The organism is Nonomuraea sp. 3-1Str, assembly GCF_031570565.1.
Taxonomy (GTDB): domain Bacteria; phylum Actinomycetota; class Actinomycetes; order Streptosporangiales; family Streptosporangiaceae; genus Nonomuraea.
Genome location: NZ_JALHBK010000001.1, coordinates 260,828 through 279,888, shown reverse-complemented (window position 1 = coordinate 279,888; position 19,061 = coordinate 260,828). Strand labels below are relative to the sequence as shown.

General features: G+C 71.4%; 23 protein-coding genes. 15 read left to right on the top strand and 8 right to left on the bottom strand.

Annotated features, from left to right (window positions below; genetic code table 11):
* Positions 1 to 3 precede the first annotated feature (3 nt).
* Both MTP10_RS01565 and MTP10_RS01560 read right to left on the bottom strand, forming a co-directional pair.
* Entirely contained in the window at positions 4 to 1,395 is a 1,392-nt protein-coding gene (locus MTP10_RS01565) for a PepSY domain-containing protein (protein WP_310707115.1), read from the bottom strand.
* Positions 1,396 to 1,548: 153 nt separating this feature from the next.
* Complete coding sequence (locus MTP10_RS01560; protein ID WP_310707114.1) at positions 1,549 to 2,088, bottom strand: hypothetical protein; 540 nt, start codon at positions 2,086 to 2,088, stop codon at positions 1,549 to 1,551.
* 230 nt (positions 2,089 to 2,318) lie between these two features.
* Here MTP10_RS01560 and MTP10_RS01555 point away from each other — a divergent pair, with 230 nt between their 5' ends.
* From MTP10_RS01555 to MTP10_RS01510, 10 genes are all read left to right on the top strand, one after another.
* The gene (locus tag MTP10_RS01555) at positions 2,319 to 2,918 is read left to right on the top strand and encodes a hypothetical protein (protein WP_310707113.1); all 600 of its coding nucleotides are present in this window, start codon (positions 2,319 to 2,321) and stop codon (positions 2,916 to 2,918) included.
* Between the two features lie 251 nt (positions 2,919 to 3,169).
* Complete coding sequence (locus tag MTP10_RS01550; protein ID WP_310707112.1) at positions 3,170 to 4,246, top strand: ABC transporter substrate-binding protein; 1,077 nt, start codon at positions 3,170 to 3,172, stop codon at positions 4,244 to 4,246.
* Entirely contained in the window at positions 4,239 to 5,336 is a 1,098-nt protein-coding gene (locus MTP10_RS01545; RefSeq protein WP_310707111.1) for an iron ABC transporter permease, read from the top strand. The genes MTP10_RS01550 and MTP10_RS01545 overlap by 8 nt, the downstream gene beginning before the upstream one ends.
* Positions 5,326 to 6,111, top strand: coding sequence for an ABC transporter ATP-binding protein (locus tag MTP10_RS01540; RefSeq protein ID WP_310707110.1), 786 nt, complete (start codon positions 5,326 to 5,328; stop codon positions 6,109 to 6,111). The genes MTP10_RS01545 and MTP10_RS01540 overlap by 11 nt, the downstream gene beginning before the upstream one ends.
* 272 nt (positions 6,112 to 6,383) lie before the next feature.
* Positions 6,384 to 7,139, top strand: coding sequence for a hypothetical protein (locus MTP10_RS01535; RefSeq protein ID WP_310707109.1), 756 nt, complete (start codon positions 6,384 to 6,386; stop codon positions 7,137 to 7,139).
* Positions 7,136 to 7,390, top strand: a complete 255-nt coding sequence (locus MTP10_RS01530; protein WP_310707108.1) for a metalloregulator ArsR/SmtB family transcription factor — start codon at positions 7,136 to 7,138, stop codon at positions 7,388 to 7,390. Before MTP10_RS01535 ends, MTP10_RS01530 begins: the two co-directional genes overlap by 4 nt.
* Before the next feature lie 11 nt (positions 7,391 to 7,401).
* Complete coding sequence (locus MTP10_RS01525) at positions 7,402 to 8,637, top strand: GNAT family N-acetyltransferase (protein ID WP_310707107.1); 1,236 nt, start codon at positions 7,402 to 7,404, stop codon at positions 8,635 to 8,637.
* A gap of 122 nt (positions 8,638 to 8,759) precedes the next feature.
* Entirely contained in the window at positions 8,760 to 9,119 is a 360-nt protein-coding gene (locus MTP10_RS01520) for a metalloregulator ArsR/SmtB family transcription factor (RefSeq protein ID WP_310707106.1), read from the top strand.
* Complete coding sequence (locus tag MTP10_RS01515) at positions 9,116 to 9,850, top strand: MIP/aquaporin family protein (RefSeq protein ID WP_310707105.1); 735 nt, start codon at positions 9,116 to 9,118, stop codon at positions 9,848 to 9,850. Before MTP10_RS01520 ends, MTP10_RS01515 begins: the two co-directional genes overlap by 4 nt.
* Positions 9,843 to 10,244, top strand: a complete 402-nt coding sequence (locus tag MTP10_RS01510; RefSeq protein WP_310707104.1) for an arsenate reductase ArsC — start codon at positions 9,843 to 9,845, stop codon at positions 10,242 to 10,244. Before MTP10_RS01515 ends, MTP10_RS01510 begins: the two co-directional genes overlap by 8 nt.
* Before the next feature lie 27 nt (positions 10,245 to 10,271).
* On the opposite strand, the gene MTP10_RS01505 is transcribed toward MTP10_RS01510, so the two are convergent.
* From MTP10_RS01505 to MTP10_RS01485, 5 genes are all read right to left on the bottom strand, one after another.
* Positions 10,272 to 11,315: an ArsO family NAD(P)H-dependent flavin-containing monooxygenase gene (locus MTP10_RS01505; protein WP_310707103.1), complete on the bottom strand. Its 1,044-nt coding sequence runs from the start codon at positions 11,313 to 11,315 to the stop codon at positions 10,272 to 10,274.
* Positions 11,312 to 11,659 (bottom strand): metalloregulator ArsR/SmtB family transcription factor, encoded by a 348-nt coding sequence (locus tag MTP10_RS01500; RefSeq protein ID WP_310707102.1) that lies wholly within the window; start codon positions 11,657 to 11,659, stop codon positions 11,312 to 11,314. The genes MTP10_RS01505 and MTP10_RS01500 overlap by 4 nt, the downstream gene beginning before the upstream one ends.
* 142 nt (positions 11,660 to 11,801) lie before the next feature.
* Positions 11,802 to 13,115: an FAD-dependent oxidoreductase gene (locus tag MTP10_RS01495; RefSeq protein WP_310707101.1), complete on the bottom strand. Its 1,314-nt coding sequence runs from the start codon at positions 13,113 to 13,115 to the stop codon at positions 11,802 to 11,804.
* 148 nt (positions 13,116 to 13,263) lie between these two features.
* On the bottom strand, positions 13,264 to 13,398 hold the full coding sequence (locus MTP10_RS01490) for a hypothetical protein (protein ID WP_310707100.1): 135 nt from the start codon (positions 13,396 to 13,398) through the stop codon (positions 13,264 to 13,266).
* Positions 13,399 to 13,594: 196 nt separating this feature from the next.
* Positions 13,595 to 13,927 (bottom strand): metalloregulator ArsR/SmtB family transcription factor, encoded by a 333-nt coding sequence (locus MTP10_RS01485; RefSeq protein WP_310707099.1) that lies wholly within the window; start codon positions 13,925 to 13,927, stop codon positions 13,595 to 13,597.
* 65 nt (positions 13,928 to 13,992) lie between these two features.
* Between MTP10_RS01485 and MTP10_RS01480 the strand changes: the two genes are divergently transcribed.
* Complete coding sequence (locus MTP10_RS01480) at positions 13,993 to 15,081, top strand: NAD(P)/FAD-dependent oxidoreductase (RefSeq protein WP_310707098.1); 1,089 nt, start codon at positions 13,993 to 13,995, stop codon at positions 15,079 to 15,081.
* 78 nt (positions 15,082 to 15,159) lie between these two features.
* Here MTP10_RS01480 and MTP10_RS01475 read toward each other — a convergent pair whose 3' ends face one another.
* Positions 15,160 to 15,858, bottom strand: coding sequence for a class I SAM-dependent methyltransferase (locus MTP10_RS01475; RefSeq protein ID WP_310707097.1), 699 nt, complete (start codon positions 15,856 to 15,858; stop codon positions 15,160 to 15,162).
* Positions 15,859 to 15,911: 53 nt separating this feature from the next.
* On the opposite strand from MTP10_RS01475, the gene MTP10_RS01470 reads away from it, so the two are divergent.
* The 4 genes from MTP10_RS01470 (at position 15,912) to MTP10_RS01455 (ending at position 19,002) form a co-directional block, all read left to right on the top strand.
* The gene (locus tag MTP10_RS01470; RefSeq protein ID WP_310707096.1) at positions 15,912 to 16,544 is read left to right on the top strand and encodes a LysE family translocator; all 633 of its coding nucleotides are present in this window, start codon (positions 15,912 to 15,914) and stop codon (positions 16,542 to 16,544) included.
* Between the two features lie 84 nt (positions 16,545 to 16,628).
* Positions 16,629 to 17,399 carry an NAD(P)H-binding protein gene (locus tag MTP10_RS01465; RefSeq protein ID WP_310707095.1) on the top strand — a complete coding sequence of 257 codons (771 nt, stop codon included), beginning with the start codon at positions 16,629 to 16,631 and terminating at the stop codon, positions 17,397 to 17,399.
* 205 nt (positions 17,400 to 17,604) lie between these two features.
* Positions 17,605 to 18,342, top strand: a complete 738-nt coding sequence (pyrH, locus tag MTP10_RS01460; protein WP_310707094.1) for a UMP kinase — start codon at positions 17,605 to 17,607, stop codon at positions 18,340 to 18,342.
* Between the two features lie 162 nt (positions 18,343 to 18,504).
* Positions 18,505 to 19,002, top strand: coding sequence for a pyridoxamine 5'-phosphate oxidase family protein (locus tag MTP10_RS01455; RefSeq protein ID WP_310707093.1), 498 nt, complete (start codon positions 18,505 to 18,507; stop codon positions 19,000 to 19,002).
* Positions 19,003 to 19,061 lie beyond the last annotated feature (59 nt).

The following is a 19,061-nucleotide window of genomic DNA, read 5'->3' as shown; positions in this document are numbered from 1 at the left end:
ATGTCAGCCCGCCGTCCGGGAGCGGAGCCCGAGCAGGCCGTCGAGCACCAGGAACGCGGCCAGTGAGACGCCCATCAGCGGCAGGAAGTAGCCCGCGGCCACGACCAGGACGGCCAGCGGGGCCAGGACACCCCAGCGCACCTGCCTCCAGCCGCCCCTCGGGTACGGCCGGCCGAAGCCGCGGGACGGACACCGCCGCCACCACATCCGGTACCCCAGCACGATCAGCGTGATGACGCCGACGGCCAGTGCCGCCAGGAGGATCTGGTTGGCCAGGCCGAACAGCAGGCCCATGTGCCCGTCGATGCCCCATCGGGCGAGCTTGGCCGCCGGCGGGTAGTCGGCGAAGCGCAACTCGGCGGTCACCGCGCCGGAGGCCGGATCGACCGCGACCTGGTCCAGGCGGGTGGGCGCGGTCTTGTCGATCTCCTTGACCAGGTACGGCTCGCCTGGCCCGCCCGGCCAGACGATCTCCAGCGGGCCGGACAGGCCCTTGCCGGCCCCCGCCTGGGCGACCCGGTCCACGCCGACGTCAGAGGCGGCGGCGTGGTGGTGGCCCGTCGGCGCCGCGTGGGAGGCGTGGTCGCCGGCGGAGACGCTGATCGCCGGGGTGGCCCAGCCGAGCGCCGCGCGCAGCTCCTCGACGTTCTCGCCGGCGTACTTCGACCAGGTCAGGCCGGTGGCGGACAGGAACAGCAGGCCGAGCACCGCCCACACGCCGACCGAGCCGTGCCAGGACAGCAGGCGGCGCGGCCCCTTGACGGTGCGGTCGGGAGTGACCAGGTCGCGCAGCCGGCGGCCGGTACGTCGGCGCCTGGCGAGCCACAGGACGAGCCCGCCGACGCCGACCACCCACAGCCAGCTCGCGGCGAGCTCGCTGTAGATCCGCCCCGGTTCCCCCAGGTGCAGGGTGCGGTGCAGGCTGGAGATCCAGGCGCGCACGGGCAGCGCACCCGAGCTGCCGTAGCTCTCCAGCGTGCCGCGCACCTGGCCGGTGGAGGGATCGACGAAGACCGCCAGCTGGGTGCTCTCGGGCAGGCCCGGCACGTCGAGCAGCACCCTGGTGGTCTGGCCCGGTTCCGGAGCGGGCCGCAGCGCGGCGACCTTCCCCTCGGGATGCGCCTCGCGGGCCGCGGCGACCTGCTCGGTCAAGGGGATGTGGGTCCCGCCCGCGGGCGCGGTCAGCTCGTGCCGGTAGACGACCTGCTCGATCTGGAACGAGGCGGCGTACAGCAGCCCGGTGCACGCGGCGACGAGCAGGAAGGGGGCGATGAGGATCCCGGCGTAGAAGTGCAGCCGTAGCACCAGGGGGCGCAGCGCGGTCCAGCCCGCGCGCCGGGACGGTGCCGGCCGGGACGGCTCGGCGTGGCTGCGCACGTCGGTCGTGGAAGTCACGAGGTGTTTCTCCGCTCACAGGGGACGCGCACGTCGACAGGTACGCGTCCAACCAGAAAAGGGTTCAGCCGGTGAGCCGTGTCCACGCGGCCCAGCACGGCGTCGGGCGCACGGCATGACAAGCCGCGGCCCGCGATCCGGGCGACAGCCCGATCAGGTGAGGGAGAGGAACGCCGGCGGACCGCGCCGGGCGACGGCCGTGGTGAACAGGCGGGACCAGCGCCGAGCGCGGACACGGGTCCACCGCCCAAGGCGTGGACCGGTCTCGACCTCGCCCGGGACCGGCGCCAGGGCGCGCAGGACGTCCCACAGCCAGGCCAGGGACGTGACGGCCAGGTGCGCCATCATGGCCAGCGCCGACTCGCCCCGCTCCAGCCACCAGGCCGAGCCGGCCGCCACCACGGCGTGAACCAGCAGCATGCCCAGCCCCGTGCCGTGCTGGTGCGCGGGAAGGGCGGACACCGCGGAATCGCCGCTCGCGCTGAACAGATGGTGCATGCCGTACTGCGCGGCGAAGCAGGCGCCGAGCAGCACCCCCATGCCGCGCGGGCGGGCACCGAGCAGGAACGCGCCCGCCCAGGTCAGCGCCAGCGCACCGGCCAGCGTGCCGGGCCGTACGGGGGCTCCTCCGGCCAGCCCGTGCAGGAAAGCCGACACCAGCACGCACACGACCGCGAACACCGCGGCCCGCATCACGCGCAAGAGTGGCTGACCGGCATGCATCGGGTAATCCTTCCACGCGACGTCCCCGGCCTGCGGCCGAGGATCCGCGCACGTCAGAGAAGGGTGCTTGCGGCCGCCGCCGCCGGCTGGGGGCGCCGCGCTGAACCGGGCGACTACGTGCCGCGTATCACCGTCTACAGGCGTCGGCTTGATCCGGCGGCGGGTAGGGCGCGGCAGTGGTGTGAAAGGATCTGGCCACTATGGGTCCGTTCTCGGCGGTGAGGTGGGTGCGCGCGGCGAGCTTCGCCGCCACGTGCGCCGCCTTGGCCACGCTCGGGCACCTGGCCGGTGGGGGCTTCTTCGACCCCGCGGCGGCGATGGGCGGCTTCCTGCTCATACTGCTGCCCGCGCTGGCCGTGACCGGGCGCGAGCGCACTCTGGCCTCCATCCTGCCCGCGACGGCCGCGTCGCAGGTCGTCCTGCACATTCTGCTCGCCCAGAGCACCGGCCGGCGGCCGGCGCAACATTGCGCGGACATGGCCGGGATGGCCCACGGGTCGCACGCTGGTTCGCTGAGCTTCGGGATGCTGCTCGTGCACGCGGCGAGTGTGGTCCTCACTTCTGTCTGGCTGCGGTGGCTGGAGGAGGGCCTGTGCGCCCTGGCACGCCAGCTCGCCGGCTGGGTGCTGCGCCCCCTCGTGGTCCTGTTCCTCATGGCGGCCGGTTGGGTCTCCGCCGGGCCGCGGGTGCTCACTCATGCGTTCGGGGACGAGAACGCGCGCATCCGGGTGTACCTCAGGCATGTCCTCGTGCTCCGTGGACCGCCTGGAGGGCCGGCCACGCCCGCAGTGGCTTTGTGACCTGGTGATCCTTCGACGGCAGCTCGTGTCCTTGAGCGTGCCGTAGGGCGCCGCACGCGCGGTCCGCCATGCCTGGACGTCAGCGTGCCCGGAAGCAGACCGCTGCCCGGGGACGTGGTCCCGGCCGTGATCCTCCTGTCGCCATCTGTGGGTTCCCCGGCCCTGAGCCGGGCGCCGCCGCGCCGGTCGCCGGCATGGACGGCGGTGGCATGCGTCTGCCCAGACTCGATCCACGGAGAGCCCGAAACCCCATGAACTTGTGTCGTTCCTCCATCGCCGCCGTGGCCGCGCTCGTGGCCCTCACCGCCGCCGGCTGCGGCGCCCCCGAGGTGTCCTCCGCCGCGCCGACGGAGACCGTCACCGCTTCCGGCGGCCGGACCACCTACCCCCTGAGCTTCGACAACTGCGGCACGCGGGTCACCTTCGCCAAGCCGCCCCAGCGCGTGCTGATCCTCAACGGCACCAGCGTGGGCGAGGTGGAGAGCTTCATCCTGCTCGGCCTGGAGAAGAACATCCTGGCCAACGCCCAGAGCTACGGCGTCTCCGACGACCCGTCCATGATCGACAAAATCAGGGCCCTGCCGACCGGCGGCCTGACCATGAACAAGAACTTCGACGTCCCCGCCGAGCAGGTGCTCAAGCTCAAGCCCGACCTCGTGGTGTCCACCTGGTCCGGCGGGTTCGACGCCAAGCAGGGCTTCGCCACCCGCGAGCAGCTCGCGGCGGCCGGCATCACGTCACTGGTCAACCCGGTCAACTGCGCGATGGGCAAGCCCGAGGCGACGGAGGAGGAGAAGCGCGCCTACAGCAACCAGTCGATCAACTCCTCGCTGGAGTTCATCGTCCTGCTCGGCCGGGTGTTCGACGTCCAGCCGCGCGCGTTCGACCTGATCGGCAAGCTGCGCGCCCGCGTGCAGGCCGTACGGGACCGGGTGGCGGGCCGGCCCGCCAAGAAGGTCCTCATCGCCTATCCCGGCATGTCCATGATGAACGCCAACGGGCTGCCCGCCGTGATGACCGGCGGCATCTACGACGACGTGATCAAGGCCGCGGGAGGCGTCAACGCCTTCGCCGGCCAGACCGCCGACGCCACCCGCACCCTCAACAAGGAGCAGCTCGCCACCGCGCAGGTGGACGTGCTGGTGGTCGGCCTGTTCACGCCGCAGGAGAAGGGGGAGGAGGAGGCGGCCAAGCTGATGGCCGCCTACCCGCACTGGGCCGCGTCCAAGACCAGGACCTACACACTGGTCTCCGACGGCGTCTACCTCGGCCCGCTCAACGCCTTGGCGGTGGAGAAGATCTCCAAGGTGGTTCACCCCGGTGACTGACACCCTTACCTCCGCGCCGGAGACCAGAGCTCTGCCGTCCCGGCGCCCGCACCTCATCTCCGGGCCCGCGACCGGGCTGCTGCTGACCGGCCTGATGGCCGGGCTCGTCGCGGCGCTGGTCGTCGGCATCTCCGTCGGCTCGGTCAACCTTCCCCTCGGCCAGGTCTGGGGAGTGGTCCGGGACCACCTGACCGGGCGGGGCGCGCAGGCCGACCCGCTGCTCAGCCAGGTCGTCTGGGACATCCGCACCCCACGGGCGCTGCTGGCCGCGCTCTCCGGAGCCGGGCTGTCGGTGGCCGGGGTCGCCCTGCAGGCCCTGGTACGAAACCCGCTCGCGGACCCCTACGTCCTCGGTGTGTCCTCGGCGGCGTCCCTCGGAGCCGTGCTGGTCCCGGTCGTCGGCAGCACGGCCATGGCCGGCGCCTTCGGTGTCACGGGCGCCTCGTTCGCCGCCGCGATGCTGTCGGCGCTGCTGGTCTACCTGCTGGCCCAGCGCTCGGGACGGCTGCTGGACTCGTGGCTGGTGCTGACCGGGGTCGCCGTCGGCTACCTGTGCACGGCGGCCACCACGTTCGTGCAGCTCCAGCTCAACCCGACGGAGCTGCAGGGCATGATGTTCTGGCTCATGGGGAGTGTCGCCGGCGCCTCCTGGGGCGACCTGGGCGTGCCCGCCCTGCTCATCGTCGCCTGCATGGCGTGGCTGTCGCTGCAGGCCCGCGCGCTCAACGCCCTGCTGGCCGGCGAGGAGGCCGCCATCGCCATCGGGGTGCCGGTGGCCGTCCTGCGCATCGGGCTGCTGGTGGCCGGGTCGCTGCTGACGGCCACCGTGGTCAGCGTCGTCGGGGGGATCGGCTTCATCGGGCTGATGATCCCGCACATGGTCAGGTTCCTCGTCGGCGCCGACCACCGCCGGGTGCTGCCGGTGTCGCTGCTGGCGGGGGCGCTGTTCCTGGTGCTGGTGGACCTGGCGGCGCGGATCGCCGACCGGCCCAACGAGCTGCCGGTGGGGATCTTCACCACCGGGCTCGGTGTGCCGTTCTTCCTGTGGCTGTTGCGCCGCCGGGCGCGTGGAGGCACCGATGCGGCTTGACCTCGAGGGCGTCAGCGCCAACATCGACTCCCGTCCCATCGTCGACGGCGTCGACCTGACAGCCGGGCCGGGGGAGTTCGTCGCGCTGGTCGGGCCGAACGGCAGCGGCAAGTCCACGCTGTTGCGGACGGTCTACCGGTCGCTGCGGCCGTCCGGCGGCGTGGTGCGGCTCGACGGGGAGGACCTGTGGCGGATGCGGCCCCGCCAGGCCGCGCTCCACCGCGCCGTGCTGCCGCAGCACAGCCAGATCGCCGAGGGGCTGTCTGTCGCAGAGGTGGTCGCCACCGGCCGCCACAGCCGCAAAGGGCCGCTCGAACGGGACAACGACACCGACCGGGCCATGGTCGTCACCGCGCTGCGACGAGTCGGCATGGACGGCGCGGCCGATCGCCTGATGACCACCCTGTCGGGCGGCGAGCGGCAACGCGTCCTGCTCGCCCGCGCGCTGGCGCAGGAGGCCCCGCTCCTGGTGCTCGACGAACCCACCAACCACCTGGACGTGGGGTCGCAGCTCCTCCTGCTGGACCTCATCCGCTCCCTCGGCCTGACCCTGCTGGCCGCGCTGCACGACCTCGACCAGGCCGCCGCCTACGCCGACCGGGTCGTCGTCCTGCGCGACGGCAGGGTCGCCGGGCACGGGCCGCCCCTGGAGGTGCTGACCCCCGCCTTCATCGAGGAGGTCTTCGGCGTCCGCGCCCACGTCGGTCCCCACCCCATCACCGGGCGCCCGCACATCGCCGTGGCGTCGCCGAGCGTCATCGACCAAGAGAGGTGAGCATGCACATGCGCGACAGGCTTGCCGGTCTCTGACGATCCGCACGGCCCCGGCCCGGAACTCCGGATCATCGCGCTTGGATATCGATGATCTGGTACAGCCGTCCGGGGTCGAGCCCGCCCATGGAATCAGGGCGATTTCGTGCGGGCAAGGACCACGCGAGATCGGAACCAGGCCTCACCACGTCTGAGCTGGGGGCGAGGGGCAGGCGCTCGACCCGGCCCGTGTCGTGGGCCGAAAGAGCTGGACTTTGTCTCGTACACTCTTCGCACATGCGATTAAGGTTGCTCTTTGCCCTTTTCGCCCTCTACGCCATAGCCGCTGCACCCGCGTTCTTCCCAGGAGATGGGCGAGTGATCGTGCAGCCTGCGGCCAACGACGCGGTTGAGGTCTACTTCACGCCGGTCGATCTCGTACTGCTCAGGTCCTACGAGGGCATCGAGCCGTTCAATCGCGCTTTGGAGATCGCTCAGCACAGGGCCGAGACCTACCCGCACGATCTTGCTCCGCCGTACATCCTGCACGAGCCGTACCGGCTCGTCGCACCATACGTCACCGCGCGCGGACGCGAACTGGCGATGCCGCCGATCTCCGGGGAGTACTGGTCGAGCGGGAAGAGCGTCCGCTTCAGGACCGTGCCTCAGCTGAGACTGGTGGAGAACAGCCAGGCGGAGCTGAAGACGTTGATGGAGAAGGACGGCGGGCCGTTGGAGGAGACGGAGTCTTCTCTGAGCATGGGCATCGAGCCGGAACTCAACCGGACGGTTCTCAGAGTGAACGCGTTCGACCAGGATATGCGCCACAGATTGGCCAGGCAGTATGGCGGACTTATCGCTGTCCAGTGGGAGCCCTTCGCCCATCGAGCGACGCTCGCTCAAGAAGCCATAAGCAGTGGATCACGCAATGGCCCAGGTGACAGGCTGGGTGACAACGTCCAGGGGGATTCTGCGCTGCTCTGGCCCTTTCCTGGAGACATTGCTGCGGATTGTGCCGTCAAGGGGTGTCGGTGTGCTGCTCTATCGACTTGATCCAGATCGTGTCGTTGCTGGCGCGGCGACGGCAGCCGATGAGCGTGGGCGAGATCGTGGCCGCCTCCGGAGTGGGCCAGTCGACGGTGTCGCATCATCTGAGAATCCTGGCCGAGGTGCGGTTCGTCCTGGTCGAGCGGCAGGGCACATCCAGCCTGTACCGGATCAACGAGGCGTGCGTGAGCTGCTTCCCCACGGCTGCCGACGTGGTGATGGGCAACCCGGCGCCCGCCACCCCGGCCTGTGCGTGAAGGAGCTCCTCATGGCGAAGGATGAGATCGTCGACCGCTACTCCAGCCTGGCCCGGGCGGCGCTGAGCGGTGAGCGCATCGTCGACTGCGGTTCTGCAGGCTTCGAGGAGGGCTGCTTCGGCGCCGCCGGCTATGACGACACGGCTGAGGTGCCGGAGGGCGCCGTGCGGGCCAGCCTGGGCTGCGGCAACCCGTTGGCCGTGGCGGAGTTGCGGGACGGCGAGACGGTGCTGGATCTCGGCTCGGGCGGCGGCATCGACGTGCTGCTGTCGGCCCGCCGCGTCGGCCCGCACGGCAGGGCGTACGGGCTGGACGCCGGCGTCGACATGCTGGAGCTCGCCCGGCGTCACGCGCAGCAAGCGGGCGCGATCAACGTGGAGTTTCTGCACGGCACCATCGAGGACGTCCCGCTGCCCGATCGGTCGGTCGACGTGGTCGTGTCCAACTGCGTGATCAACCTTTCCGACGACAAGGCGGCGGTGCTCGCCGAGGCGTTCCGCGTGTTGCGGCCGGGCGGCCGGTTCGGGGTCAGCGACGTCGTCACCGCCGACGAGGCGGCCGCCGACTCCGAGCGGCGGGAGACGGTCGAGCGGCGCATCGGCTGCTCGGCCGGCACGCTGTCCGTTGCCGGCTACCAGGAACTGCTCGGCCGTGCCGGGTTCGTCGGCATACGGATCACGCTGACCGCCGATCACGGCGAGGGCGTGCACTCGGCGATCATCCAGGCGGCCAAGCCGGTCATCGGGCCCGGGATGGAGATCCGGCCGATGCGCGACAGCGATGCCGAACAGGTGCTGGCCATCTACCAGGCGGGGCTGGACAGCGGGCATGCCAGCTTCGAGACGGTCGCACCGAGTTGGGAGGGCTTCGTCGCGGGCAGGCTGCCACACTTGCGGTACGTCGCCGCCGATACCGAGACCGGCGAGGTGGTCGGCTGGGTGGCCGCCTCCACAGTGTCCGCGCGTCCCGTCTATGCCGGGGTGGTCGAGCACAGCGTCTACGTCCATCCCGGCTGCCAGGCGCACGGCATCGGCCGCGCCCTGCTGACCGCGTTCATCGCCGCCAGTGAGGACGCCGGAGTCTGGACGATCCAGTCCGGGATCTTCCCGGAGAACGCGGCCAGTCTTGCCCTGCACCAAGCGCTGGGCTTCCGCGCGGTCGGCACCCGTGAGCGCGTCGGCTGTCATCGGGGTACCTGGCGCGATGTGCTGCTGGTGGAACGGCGCAGTACGGTCATCGCCTGCTGAAGCCCCGGCCGGCCTGGCCGGCCGGCGTCAATGATGCCCTGCCTCAGGACGTCGAGGCCGGCCAACTGCCGTTCATCGCGCCGTCACCCTCCTGATATTCATGCCTGTCAATATTGATGCTCATGGATGCGCTGAAGGTGCTGGAGTGTGGCCCGCCGCTGGGGCGCCAGCCGTTGGGCGAAGGTGCGGCGGTCGGTCTGGCGCGGGTGTTCAAAGCCCTCGGTGATCCGGTACGGCTGCGGATCGTGTCGATCGTGGCCGGTCATCAGGGCGGCGAGGCGTGCGTGTGCGACATCACCGAAGCCTTCGAGCTGGCGCAGCCGACGATCAGCCACCATCTGAAGGTGCTCAAGGACGTCGGCCTGCTGACCAGCGAGCGGCGGGCCTCGTGGGTGTATTACCGGGTCGTGCCCGAGCGGCTCGCCGAGCTGTCTGCCCTGCTGGCCGTGCCCGCCGAGATCCCGGCCGAGGTGGCCGGGTGAGGAGCCGCCTGCTGGCCGAGCTCCTCGGCACCGCGCTGCTGGTGACCGTGGTCGTGGGGTCGGGCATCATGGCGCAGACGCTGTCTCCGCACGACGTGGGCCTGCAGTTGCTGGAGAACTCCACCGCCACCGTGTTCGGGCTGGCGGTCCTCATCGTCGTGCTGGGCCCGGTCTCCGGCGCCCATCTCAACCCGGTGGTGTCGCTGGCCGACTGGTGGCAGGGGCGGCGGAGCGGCGTGGGCCTGACGGCGGGGGAGCTCGCGGGCTATGCCGGGGCCCAGGTTCTGGGGGGCATCGCCGGGGCGGTGCTGGCCAACGCGATGTTCGACAAGCCCGCTGTGACCTGGTCGACCACTGATCGGGCGAGCGCGCACCTGTGGCTCGGCGAGCTCGTCGCCACCGCGGGCCTGGTCATGGTGATCTTCGCTCTCACCCGCTCGGGTCGTACGGCGGCGGCTCCGCTGGTGGTGGGCGGCTACATCGGGGCGGCCTACTGGTTCACCTCATCGGCCAGCTTCGCCAATCCGGCGGTCAGCATCGGCCGGGCCTTCTCCGACACCTTCGCCGGCATCGCCCCGGCCTCGCTGCCCGGGTTCATCCTCGCGCAGCTGATCGGTGGCGTGGTGGGCCTGGTGCTGGTGCGTGGCCTGTTCGGCCGGCCTGCGACGGGGTCGAATGCAATCCCGAAGCCTGAAGACGAGAACAACCGGAAGGAACCCGCTCATGAGTGACAAGCCCAGCGTGCTGTTCGTCTGCGTCCACAACGCCGGACGCTCCCAGATGGCCGCCGGCTGGCTCACCCATCTGGCCGGCGACCGTATCGAGGTCCGCTCCGCCGGGTCCGCGCCCGCCGATCAGACCAACCCCGTGGCCGTCGAGGCCATGCGCGAGGTCGGCATCGACATCACCACCGCCCGGCCCAAGATCCTCACCACCGAGGCCGTCCAGGCCGGCGACGTGGTCATCACCATGGGCTGCGGCGACGCCTGCCCGATCTTCCCCGGCAAGCGCTACGAAGACTGGAAACTCGACGACCCGGCAGGCCAGGGTATCGAAGCCGTCCGCCCCATCCGGGATGAGATCCGCGCCCGCGTCGAGAAGCTCATCACCGAGCTGACCGGTTGAGCAGAGCCTTCGCGGACTCTGGGCCGCTCACTGACGGTTGCCCAGGCCCGCGATGATCTCCGCGACGGTGTCTCTCGCGGTACGGGCGGCGCCGATGAGTGTGGCGGAGGCCGGGCCGGTCCAGTCGCCGTAGCCGAGCAGGTGCAGGCGGGGCTCGCCGACGGCGAGGGTGCCGTTGGTGGCGATGAGGCCGCCGCGTTGCCGGAGCCGTAGCGGGGTCAGGTGGCCGAGGGCGGGACGGAAGCCGGTGCACCAGATGATGACGTCGCAGGCCAGGCCCGTGCCGTCGGGCCAGGAGACGCCTTCAGGAGTGATCCGGTCGAACATGGGCTCGGCCTTGAGCACGCCGCGGTCGCGGGCCTCCCGGACCGGTGGGACGGCGACGATGTCGCCCAGGTCGCCGATGCCGCCTCCGCCCCGCATGCGGCGGGTGGCCAGTGCGAACAGCGCCCGGCCGTCGACGTCGTCGGGCAGCAGACGGGGCGGGCGCAGGGTGGCCCAGGTGGTGTCGGCGACGGTGGAGACCTCGGCCAGGATCTGCGCGGCGGAGTTGGCGCCGCCGACGATCACCACGTGCCGGCCGCGGAACGGCTCCGGGCCGCGGTAGCCGGCCGTGTGGAGCTGCTCGCCCTGGAAGTCGCGGATGCCGGGACAGTGCGGGACGTACGGTCGCCACCAGGTGCCGGTGGCGCTGATGACGACCCGGGCCTGCCAGGTGCCGGCGTCGGTCTCGACCGTCAGGCGCTCGTCGCCGCGTCGTACCGCGTGGGCCTTCACCGGCCGCATCACGGGCAGGTCGTAGCGGCGCTCGTAGTCGGTCAGGTACGCGACGGTGTCGGCCGCGCCCGGGTATCCGCCGCCGGGCGGGGAGGGCATCATGCGGCCGGGCAGGGAGCTGTACTGGGCGGGGGAGAACAGCCGCAGCGACGGCCAGGCGTGCCGCCAGGCGCCGCCGGGGCGGTCCTGGGCGTCGAGGATGGCGAAGTCGGCGCCGGCTCGGCGCAGGTGGTAGCCGGCGGCCAGTCCGGCCTGGCCGCCGCCGATGACCAGGACGTCGACCGGACGCGTCACGCGGAGACGGACTCGGCCAGCGGGGCGAACAGGGCGCCGAGCCTGTTCACCGCCTCAGGGATGATCCGGTAGTACACCCAGGTGCCGCGCCGCTCGCCGCTGATCAGCCCTGCGGTGCGCAGCACTTTCAGGTGGTGGGAGATGGTGGGCGCGGTGAGGTCGAAGGCGTCGGTCAGGTCGCACACGCACGCCTCGCCGCCCGCGTGGGAGCCGATCATCGACAGCAGACGCAGCCGTACGGGGTCGGCGACCGCCTTGAGCATGACCGCCAGGTCGGCCGCGTCGCTCTCCGACAGCGGTTCACGCGCTATGGGTGCGCAGCACTGGATCGTGACCGCGGTCATCCAACCCTCCCTGATTCGACGTTCATCGAAATTCTAGGCGATGGTAGGCAAACGGCGCGAATGCGGAGATCGTGCACACCGGACTCCGCGGCGGCCTGGCTGCGTGGGGGAGGTCATGCTCACGAGGATGCGTCGGGCCTGGTCAGCCGCAGCAGCCGCCGCCTTCGGCAGCGGACACGCCGACCAGCGGCAACGGTGCGAGCAGCAGGCCGCCGCTGATCCCGGTGGCCAGGCCGGCCCGCTGCTCCTGCGCTTCGGCCAGGTTCGAGGAGCACACGCCGGTCTCGGGCAGCTCGAGTCGGACGTCGCGGGCCGCCTCCCAGTCGCCGGCGAGCGCGGCCACGACCGAGCGGACCTGCTCGTAGCCGGTGGCCATGAGGAACGTCGGCGCGCGGCCGTAGCTCTTGACGCCCACGGCGTAGTAGCCGGGCTCGGGGTGGGCGAGCTCGTCGACGCCGTGGGCGGGCACGGTGCCGCACGAGTGGGCGTTCGGGTCGATCAACGGGGCGAGGGCACGGGTGGAGCCCAGGATCGGGTCCAGGTCCAGGCGCAGCTCGGAGGCGATGGAGTGGTCGGGGCGGTAGCCGGTGGCGCGGACGATGGCATCGACGGTCACGGTCTTCTCGGCTCCGGACGGATCGCGGCTGATCACCGTGACCTGTCGGCCGTCGGTGGTGACGGCGTGGGTGAAGAAGCCGGTCAACAGGGTGATGCGGCCGGACTCGACGTGCGCGCGCAGGCGGGTGCCGAGTGCGCCGCGGGCGGGGAGCGCGTCGGCGGCGCCGCCGCCGTAGGTGCGGGCGGCGCCGCCGGCCCGGATGGCCCAGGTGATCGGCGTGTCCTCCAGTTGGGCGAGGGCCAGCAGCGTGGTGGCCGCCGAGTGGCCCGCGCCCACGACCAGGGTGTGCTTGCCCGCATAACGCTCGCGGTCGGCGCCCAGCACGTCCGGCAGGGCGTGGTCGGCGAGCACTGTGTCCTCGCCGTGGGCGGGTATGCCACTGGCGCCGAGCACGTTGGGTGTGCTGTAGGTGCCGGAGGCGTCGATGACCGCACGGGCACGCAGCTCCTCACCTCCGTCCAGGCGGACCAGGAAGGGGACGCCTTCGCGGCCGTCGGTGCGCACCCTGTCGTGGCCGAGCCGGCTGATGGCGGTTACCTTGGCGCCGGTGCGTACGCGGTCGCCCAGGAGCTCGGCCAGCGGGGCGAGGTAGGCGTCGATCAGCTCGGCGCCGGTGGGCCGCCAGTCGGGATCGGGCGCCGTCCAGCCGGTGGCTTCCAGCAGCCGGCGGGCAGCGGCGTCGATGTCGAACTTCCACGGGCTGAACACGCGCACGTGGCCCCACTGTGCGACCGAGGCGCCCACCTGCTCGCCCGCCTCCAGTACGACGAACTCCATGCCGCGCTCAGCCAGGTGCGCGGCGGCGGCCAGCCCGACAGGGCCGGCCCCGATCACCACGACCGGAAGGTCGCCGAATTCCGGGGCAAGGCCGTGCGGCCGGGGCGTGGTTCGCACCCGCGGTCCGGACTGCTCGACGGGAGCGGCCGCAGGGCCGCAACATCCACCACTCATGATCTTTCCTTTTGCGCCGGGGTGTTGTCGGGGTTCAGCGGGCCATCAAGGCGGCGATGCGAGCGCGCTCGATCGCAGCGTCGGCTCGGCAGGTGCGGTCACAGATGCGGCCGGTGGCCTCGTCGAAAGAGACGGTCCGCGGAAGTCGGCGGCGGGACAGGAAGCGCATCGTCACATCCTTGCTTTGATATTCATCTAAGTAGCCTGGAGTGTGCCCTCTGATTAGAGAAATGTCAAATTAGACTTTGATCTAATCAGAGCGGTGTATCCATGCCCAGTGCGGCGGAGGCCAAAGCTGCCTGCCGGCTCGGCCTGTCGCTCCCCGGGATGGAGTCCTGGATCCGCACTGACCGGCCGGACCGGGATCAGCCGCAGGCGCCCGGGGAGCAGTCGGCGGGCGGGCAGCATGCCTGCAAGGAGACCTGCAGGTCGCTCAACGCCCGTCCGATGCGAGCCGGGTCCGCCCGGTAGTAGACGGTCTTCCACTCCCGCCGGGAGGTCAGCAGCCCTCCGTCGCGCAGGGTCGCCAGATGGGTGGAGGTGGCCGACTGGGCGAGGCTCATGCGCTCGGCGACCTCGTTGACCGTCAGCTCGATCCCGCCGGCGAACAGCGTCAGGATCTGCTGGCGGGTGTCGCTGGCCAGCGCCTTGAGGAACCCGCGCGCCGCCTCGGTCAGCTCGACCCCGTCCGTGCTCATGGTCATAGCATCACCCCGTCCACATAATATTGTCACTTCTGGATTTGAAGATATGATAGCGGGCCATGACCCTCGTAGACGCGTTCGATGTCGTTGTCATCGGTGGCGGCCAGTCCGGCCTGGCCGCCGCCCGCGCCGCGCTGGACGCCGGGCTCGACCCCGTCGTCCTGGAAGCCGGCGAGCAGGCCACCGGTTCATGGCCGCACTACTACGACAGCCTCACCGTGTTCTGCCCGGCCCGCTACAGCGCTCTGCCGAGCATGGCCTTCCCGGGCGGCCCTGACCGCTATCCGCACCGCGACGAAGTCGTGGCCTACCTGGCCAGCTACGCCCGCGACCTCGCCCGCCGGGGCGTGGAGATCCGCACCGGTGCCCGAGTGACCGACGTGCGGGCCGACCGCGAGCGCTTCACGGTCCGGCTCGCCGACGGCACCACGCTGAACGCGCCCGCCGTGATCGCCGCCACCGGCTCGTTCGCCAACCCTCACGTGCCCCGCCTGGAAGGACAGGAGGGCTTCGCCGGGGAGCTCCTGCACGCCGCCGGCTACAAGAACCCGGAGCCGTACGCGGGCAGGCGGATCATCGTGGTCGGCGCCGGCAACTCCGCCGTCCAGATCGCCGCCGAACTCGCCGAGATCGCCACGGTGACGCTGGCCACCCGCGAGCCGGTCCGCTTCCTCGAACAGCGCCCCCTGGGCAAGGACGTGCACTTCTGGTTCAAGGTCACCGGCTTCGACCGCCTGCCCGCCCGCCTGGTCACCTCTCCGCCCACCGGCCCCGTCCTGGACGAGGGCAGCTACCGCCAGGCGCTGCGCGAAGGACGGGTCGACCGGCGCCCGATGCTTACCCGCCTCGACGGCGAGGAGGTCGTGTGGTCTGACGGCGGTCGCGAGCACGCCGACGTGGTGCTGCTGGCCACCGGATACCGGCCGCAACTCGGCTACCTCGACGGCCTTGGGGCCCTGGACGAGCGCGGCCACCCGCGCCATGACCGGGGCCTTTCCACCACCCACCCAGGACTCGGCTTCCTCGGCCTGGAGTGGCAGCGCAACCCGGCCTCCAACAGCCTGCGCGGAGTGGGCCGTGACGCTCGCTACTTGATCGGCAAGCTCAGGAGCCGCCTGGGTGCGCGCCGCGTCCGGGCAGGCGTGTAGCGATGGACGGCTCACCCGTGGTGACGCTCGGCCTGGTCGGACGGCCGATGGCGTTCTCCGCGATGCGCGGTGAAGGCGCTACCGGGCGGGCCTGCGGGTGACGAACACGTACTCGCGGCTGTCCTCGGTGAACGGCTCGCCGGCGAACCCCCCGTACAGCGCCTCCACCTCCAGCCCCGCCACGTCGATGAGCCCGAGCCACTCGTTCTTCGTCGCCCACCAGGACGAGCTCGTCGCCCCGTCGTCCAGCACGAGGTCGATCCGGTTGTCGCCCACGGCGAAGCGGGTCGTGTGCGGCACCGGCTCCGACTGCCGCGTCCCGTCGAAGCGGGCGGCGATGTGGTGGTCGAAGGCGAGGGCGTTCCAGGCGAAGCGGCCCCCCGGGCGCAGCGCCGCGGCCACCCGCTCGAAGACGCGGCGGCGGTCGGCCCAGGTGGGCAGGTGCTGCAGCGACCGGAACGGGCAGTAGACCAGTGCCGCCGGCTCCTCCAGGGTGAGCTCGCGCATGTCGCCCTCGCGCAGGTCGAGCCGGACGCCCTGCTCGGCGGCGTGCGTGCGGGCCTGTTCGAGCATCGCGGGTGAGAGGTCGACGCCGATGACCTGCCGCCCGGTCGCCCGCGCGACGGGAACGGCGACCCGCCCGTTCCCGATCGCCAGCTCGACGAGCGGCCCGTCCGCCTCCCTGGCGAGGGCAACGTAGAAGGCGATGTCGGCCGCCATGTGGCCCGACCATTCCGCATATCGACGCGCGAACGCCTCGTCCCAGGTTGATGTCACGCCCTTTTTCCTCCTACCAGTCGCACTTTTCGACACCATGGGAGAATTCGACTATGCCTATCGACCCCCACCTTCTCGCACTCTTCAGCGTCACCACGATCATTGCGATGATCACACCGGGGCCGGACATGCTGTTCGTGCTGGGATGCGGGATGCGCGGCGGCCCGCGGGCCGGCCTGCTCGCCACCGCGGGCGTGGCCACCAGCGAGGCCATCCACGTCGCCGTGGCGGCCGCGGGCCTGGCGGCGCTGTTCGAGGCGGTGCCGGTCGCGTTCACCGTGGTGCGCATCGCCGGCGCCGCGTACCTGATCCACCTGGGTGTCCAGGCCATCCGCAAGCGCGACGACAGCCCCATGGACGTGGCGGTGGGCGGCGGCAGCATCACGGGGCGGCGGGCGTACCTGAGCGGGCTGATGACCAACCTGCTGAACCCGAAGATGGTGACCTTCACCATCGCCTTCCTCCCGCAGTTCATCAACCCGGGCCTGGGCCAGGTGTGGCTGCAGTTCGCGATTCTCGGGGTCATTCTCATCGCGCTGGAGTTCCTCGTGGACGGCGCGGTCGGCGTCCTCGCGGGCCGCATCGGCGGCTGGCTCCGCCACCGCCGCGCCGCCCGCCGCCGCATCGACGTCGCCACGGGCGGCATCTTCGTCGGGCTGGGCGTAAAGCTGGCGCTGGAGCGGTGACGGCGGCGCGCGGAAAATGAGTGGCGGCGGGGCCGCCGGTGGGGGTGCACTGGAGCGACCGTTTCCTGAGGGAGTCTGCTCACAGTGATCGCCGTCTCGGCCGCCTCCGGCGCGCTCGGCCGCCTCGTCATCGACCGTCTACGCGCGCGGGCGGAGGTGGTGGCGGTGGTCCGCGATCCCGTACGCGCCCCGGCGGGCGTCCCGGTACGGCGCGGCGACTACGACGACCCGGCGAGCCTGCGCGCGGCCTTCGAGGGGGTCGAGCGCCTGCTGCTGATCTCCTCCCCGGAGCTCCAGACCCCCCGCAGGATCGCCCAGCACCTGGCCGCCGTGACCGCCGCCGCGGACGCCGGCGTCGGCGGCATCGCCTTCACCAGTTTCCTGGGCGCCGACACCGCAGCCACCGGCCTCACCGAGGCCTATCACGCGACGGAGCAGGCCATCCTCGCCACCGGCCTGCCGTACACGTTCCTGCGCCACCCCTTCTACAGCGACGCTTTCCTACCGCGGGTCACCGGCGGGGAGCTCATGAGCAGCACCGCCGGCCGCGGTCTGAACACCGCGTTCCGCTCCGACCTGGCCGAGGCCGCCGCGAACGTGCTGGAGAGCCGGGCCCACCTCGGCCGCGCCTACGACTTCACCGGTCCGCTCTGGAGCCACCCCGAGGTGGCCGAGGCCCTGGGCGTCGCCTACCGCGAGGTGCCGGACACCGGCCCCGGCCCGATGAGCTGGATCAACGGCCGGATCCGGGCGGGGGAGCTGGAGCGGCAGACCCCCGATCTGGAGGCCGTGCTCGGCAGGCCCGCCGAGACGGTCGTCTCCCGCCTTGTCGCGGGGTCCGTACATGATGCCTGACCTGTGTCACGTCGGTGGTGAAGTCGCCGGCCGAGGCCCACGTGCATCCGCGGACGGCGCGCCCGAGGGGTTCTATCGCAGGCTCGGGTTCGAGCTCATGGGGGAGACGAGCGGCGACCGGACGGTCGGCGTACCGGCCGTGTGACGGTGTGCGCGTACTCTTGATCGGGTCGCCGAGCGCGCGACCGCAGAAGGGATCGCGGGCATGCGTCGTTACTCACGTGTCGTGGTCAAGCTCAGCGGCGAGGCACTCTCGGGAGAGGCCGGCTGGGGCACCGACCCGGCGAGCCTGGCCCAGCTCGCCGACGAGATCCTCTCGGTCCACGACCTCGGCGTGCAGATCGCCGTGGTGATCGGCGGCGGCAACTACTTCCGCGGGCGCATGGCCGAGGGCTGGGGCATCGGCAGGGCCGAGGCCGACAACATCGGCATGCTCGGCACCGTCATGAACGCGTTGATGCTGCGCGGCGTGCTGACCGCCCGCTCGGAGACGGACGTCCGGGTCATGACGGCCGTGCCCATGCAGAGCGTGGCCGAGCCGTTCATCCGGCTGCGCGCCGACCGGCACCTGCGTCGCGACCTGATCGTGCTGCTCGCCGGCGGCATCGGCCAGCCGTACGTCACCACCGACTATCCCGCCGTGCAGCGAGCCCTCGAACTCGACGCCGACGCCCTGCTGGTGGCCAAGCGAGGCGTGGACGGCGTCTACGACAGCGACCCGAACCTCAACCCGGACGCCGAACGCTTCACCACCCTCACCTACCGGGAGGCGCTGGCGGCCGGGGTGCGGGTCATGGACGAGAGCGCGTTCGTGCTCGCCAACGAGCGGGGCCTGCGCATGCACGTCTTCGACGTCGCCGCGCGGGGCGTCATGCGGGCGATCTGCGAGGGCGAGGACATCGGCACCCGCATCACCACCGACGACCCGGCGCCGCCCGCCTAGGACCGGGTGACTGCCGTGTGCATTCGCCAGGCCCTGGGCGTCCTTCCGGAGACGAACCAGGCAGGAGATTCGGCACGCTGAGGATGTCGAGAATGCTCTCCCGGCTCCGTCCCAGGGGCATCAGCGGCCACCACGGGCCGCCGCGGACGGAGGAGAGCCACCATGATCCCGCACGAGATCGACGAGATCCTGAACCGGCCGATCAGCCAGGAGCTGCTCGCCCGCGACCTGACCCGCCTCGCCTACATCGCCAAGGACGGCACCCCCCGCAACATCCCGATCGCGTTCACCTGGAACGGCTCGCAGATCGTCATGTGCACGACGAAGAACGCCCCGAAGCTCCCGGCCCTGCGCGAGAACCCGGCGGTCGCCCTGACGATCGACACCGAGGCGCACCCGCCCAAGATCCTGCTCATTCGCGGCCGGGCCGAGCTGGACGTCGTCGACGGCATCCCGGACGAGTACCTCCAGATGAACGGCAGCTACCAGATGACGCCCGAGCAGCGGGTCGAGTGGGAGGCGGAGGTGCGTTCGCTCTACGACGGCATGGTGCGGATCGTGGTCACCCCGACGTGGGCCAAGCTGATCGACTTCGAGACGACCCTGCCGAGCGCGGTCGAGGAGCTCGTCCGGGCGCGCGAAGAACGCCGGAGCGCCTGAGCGGGACCCGCGCACACAGCCGCCGCAGAAGAATTCACGGCGGGATGTCGAGAACCCGC

Excerpts from the sequence above, each read along its gene's own strand:
- MTP10_RS01550 (WP_310707112.1), top strand. The coding sequence starts at position 3,170 with ATGAACTTGTGTCGTTCCTCCATCGCCGCCGTGGCCGCGCTCGTGGCC.
- MTP10_RS01525 (WP_310707107.1), top strand. The coding sequence starts at position 7,402 with ATGGCGAAGGATGAGATCGTCGACCGCTACTCCAGCCTGGCCCGGGCG.
- pyrH (WP_310707094.1), top strand. The coding sequence starts at position 17,605 with ATGCGTCGTTACTCACGTGTCGTGGTCAAGCTCAGCGGCGAGGCACTC.
- MTP10_RS01480 (WP_310707098.1), top strand. The coding sequence starts at position 13,993 with ATGACCCTCGTAGACGCGTTCGATGTCGTTGTCATCGGTGGCGGCCAG.
- MTP10_RS01455 (WP_310707093.1), top strand. The coding sequence starts at position 18,505 with ATGATCCCGCACGAGATCGACGAGATCCTGAACCGGCCGATCAGCCAG.
- MTP10_RS01485 (WP_310707099.1), bottom strand. The coding sequence starts at position 13,927 with ATGAGCACGGACGGGGTCGAGCTGACCGAGGCGGCGCGCGGGTTCCTC.
- MTP10_RS01500 (WP_310707102.1), bottom strand. The coding sequence starts at position 11,659 with ATGACCGCGGTCACGATCCAGTGCTGCGCACCCATAGCGCGTGAACCG.
- MTP10_RS01555 (WP_310707113.1), top strand. The coding sequence starts at position 2,319 with ATGGGTCCGTTCTCGGCGGTGAGGTGGGTGCGCGCGGCGAGCTTCGCC.
- MTP10_RS01510 (WP_310707104.1), top strand. The coding sequence starts at position 9,843 with ATGAGTGACAAGCCCAGCGTGCTGTTCGTCTGCGTCCACAACGCCGGA.
- MTP10_RS01520 (WP_310707106.1), top strand. The coding sequence starts at position 8,760 with ATGGATGCGCTGAAGGTGCTGGAGTGTGGCCCGCCGCTGGGGCGCCAG.
- MTP10_RS01535 (WP_310707109.1), top strand. The coding sequence starts at position 6,384 with ATGCGATTAAGGTTGCTCTTTGCCCTTTTCGCCCTCTACGCCATAGCC.
- MTP10_RS01560 (WP_310707114.1), bottom strand. The coding sequence starts at position 2,088 with ATGCGGGCCGCGGTGTTCGCGGTCGTGTGCGTGCTGGTGTCGGCTTTC.
- MTP10_RS01470 (WP_310707096.1), top strand. The coding sequence starts at position 15,912 with ATGCCTATCGACCCCCACCTTCTCGCACTCTTCAGCGTCACCACGATC.
- MTP10_RS01540 (WP_310707110.1), top strand. The coding sequence starts at position 5,326 with ATGCGGCTTGACCTCGAGGGCGTCAGCGCCAACATCGACTCCCGTCCC.
- MTP10_RS01490 (WP_310707100.1), bottom strand. The coding sequence starts at position 13,398 with ATGCGCTTCCTGTCCCGCCGCCGACTTCCGCGGACCGTCTCTTTCGAC.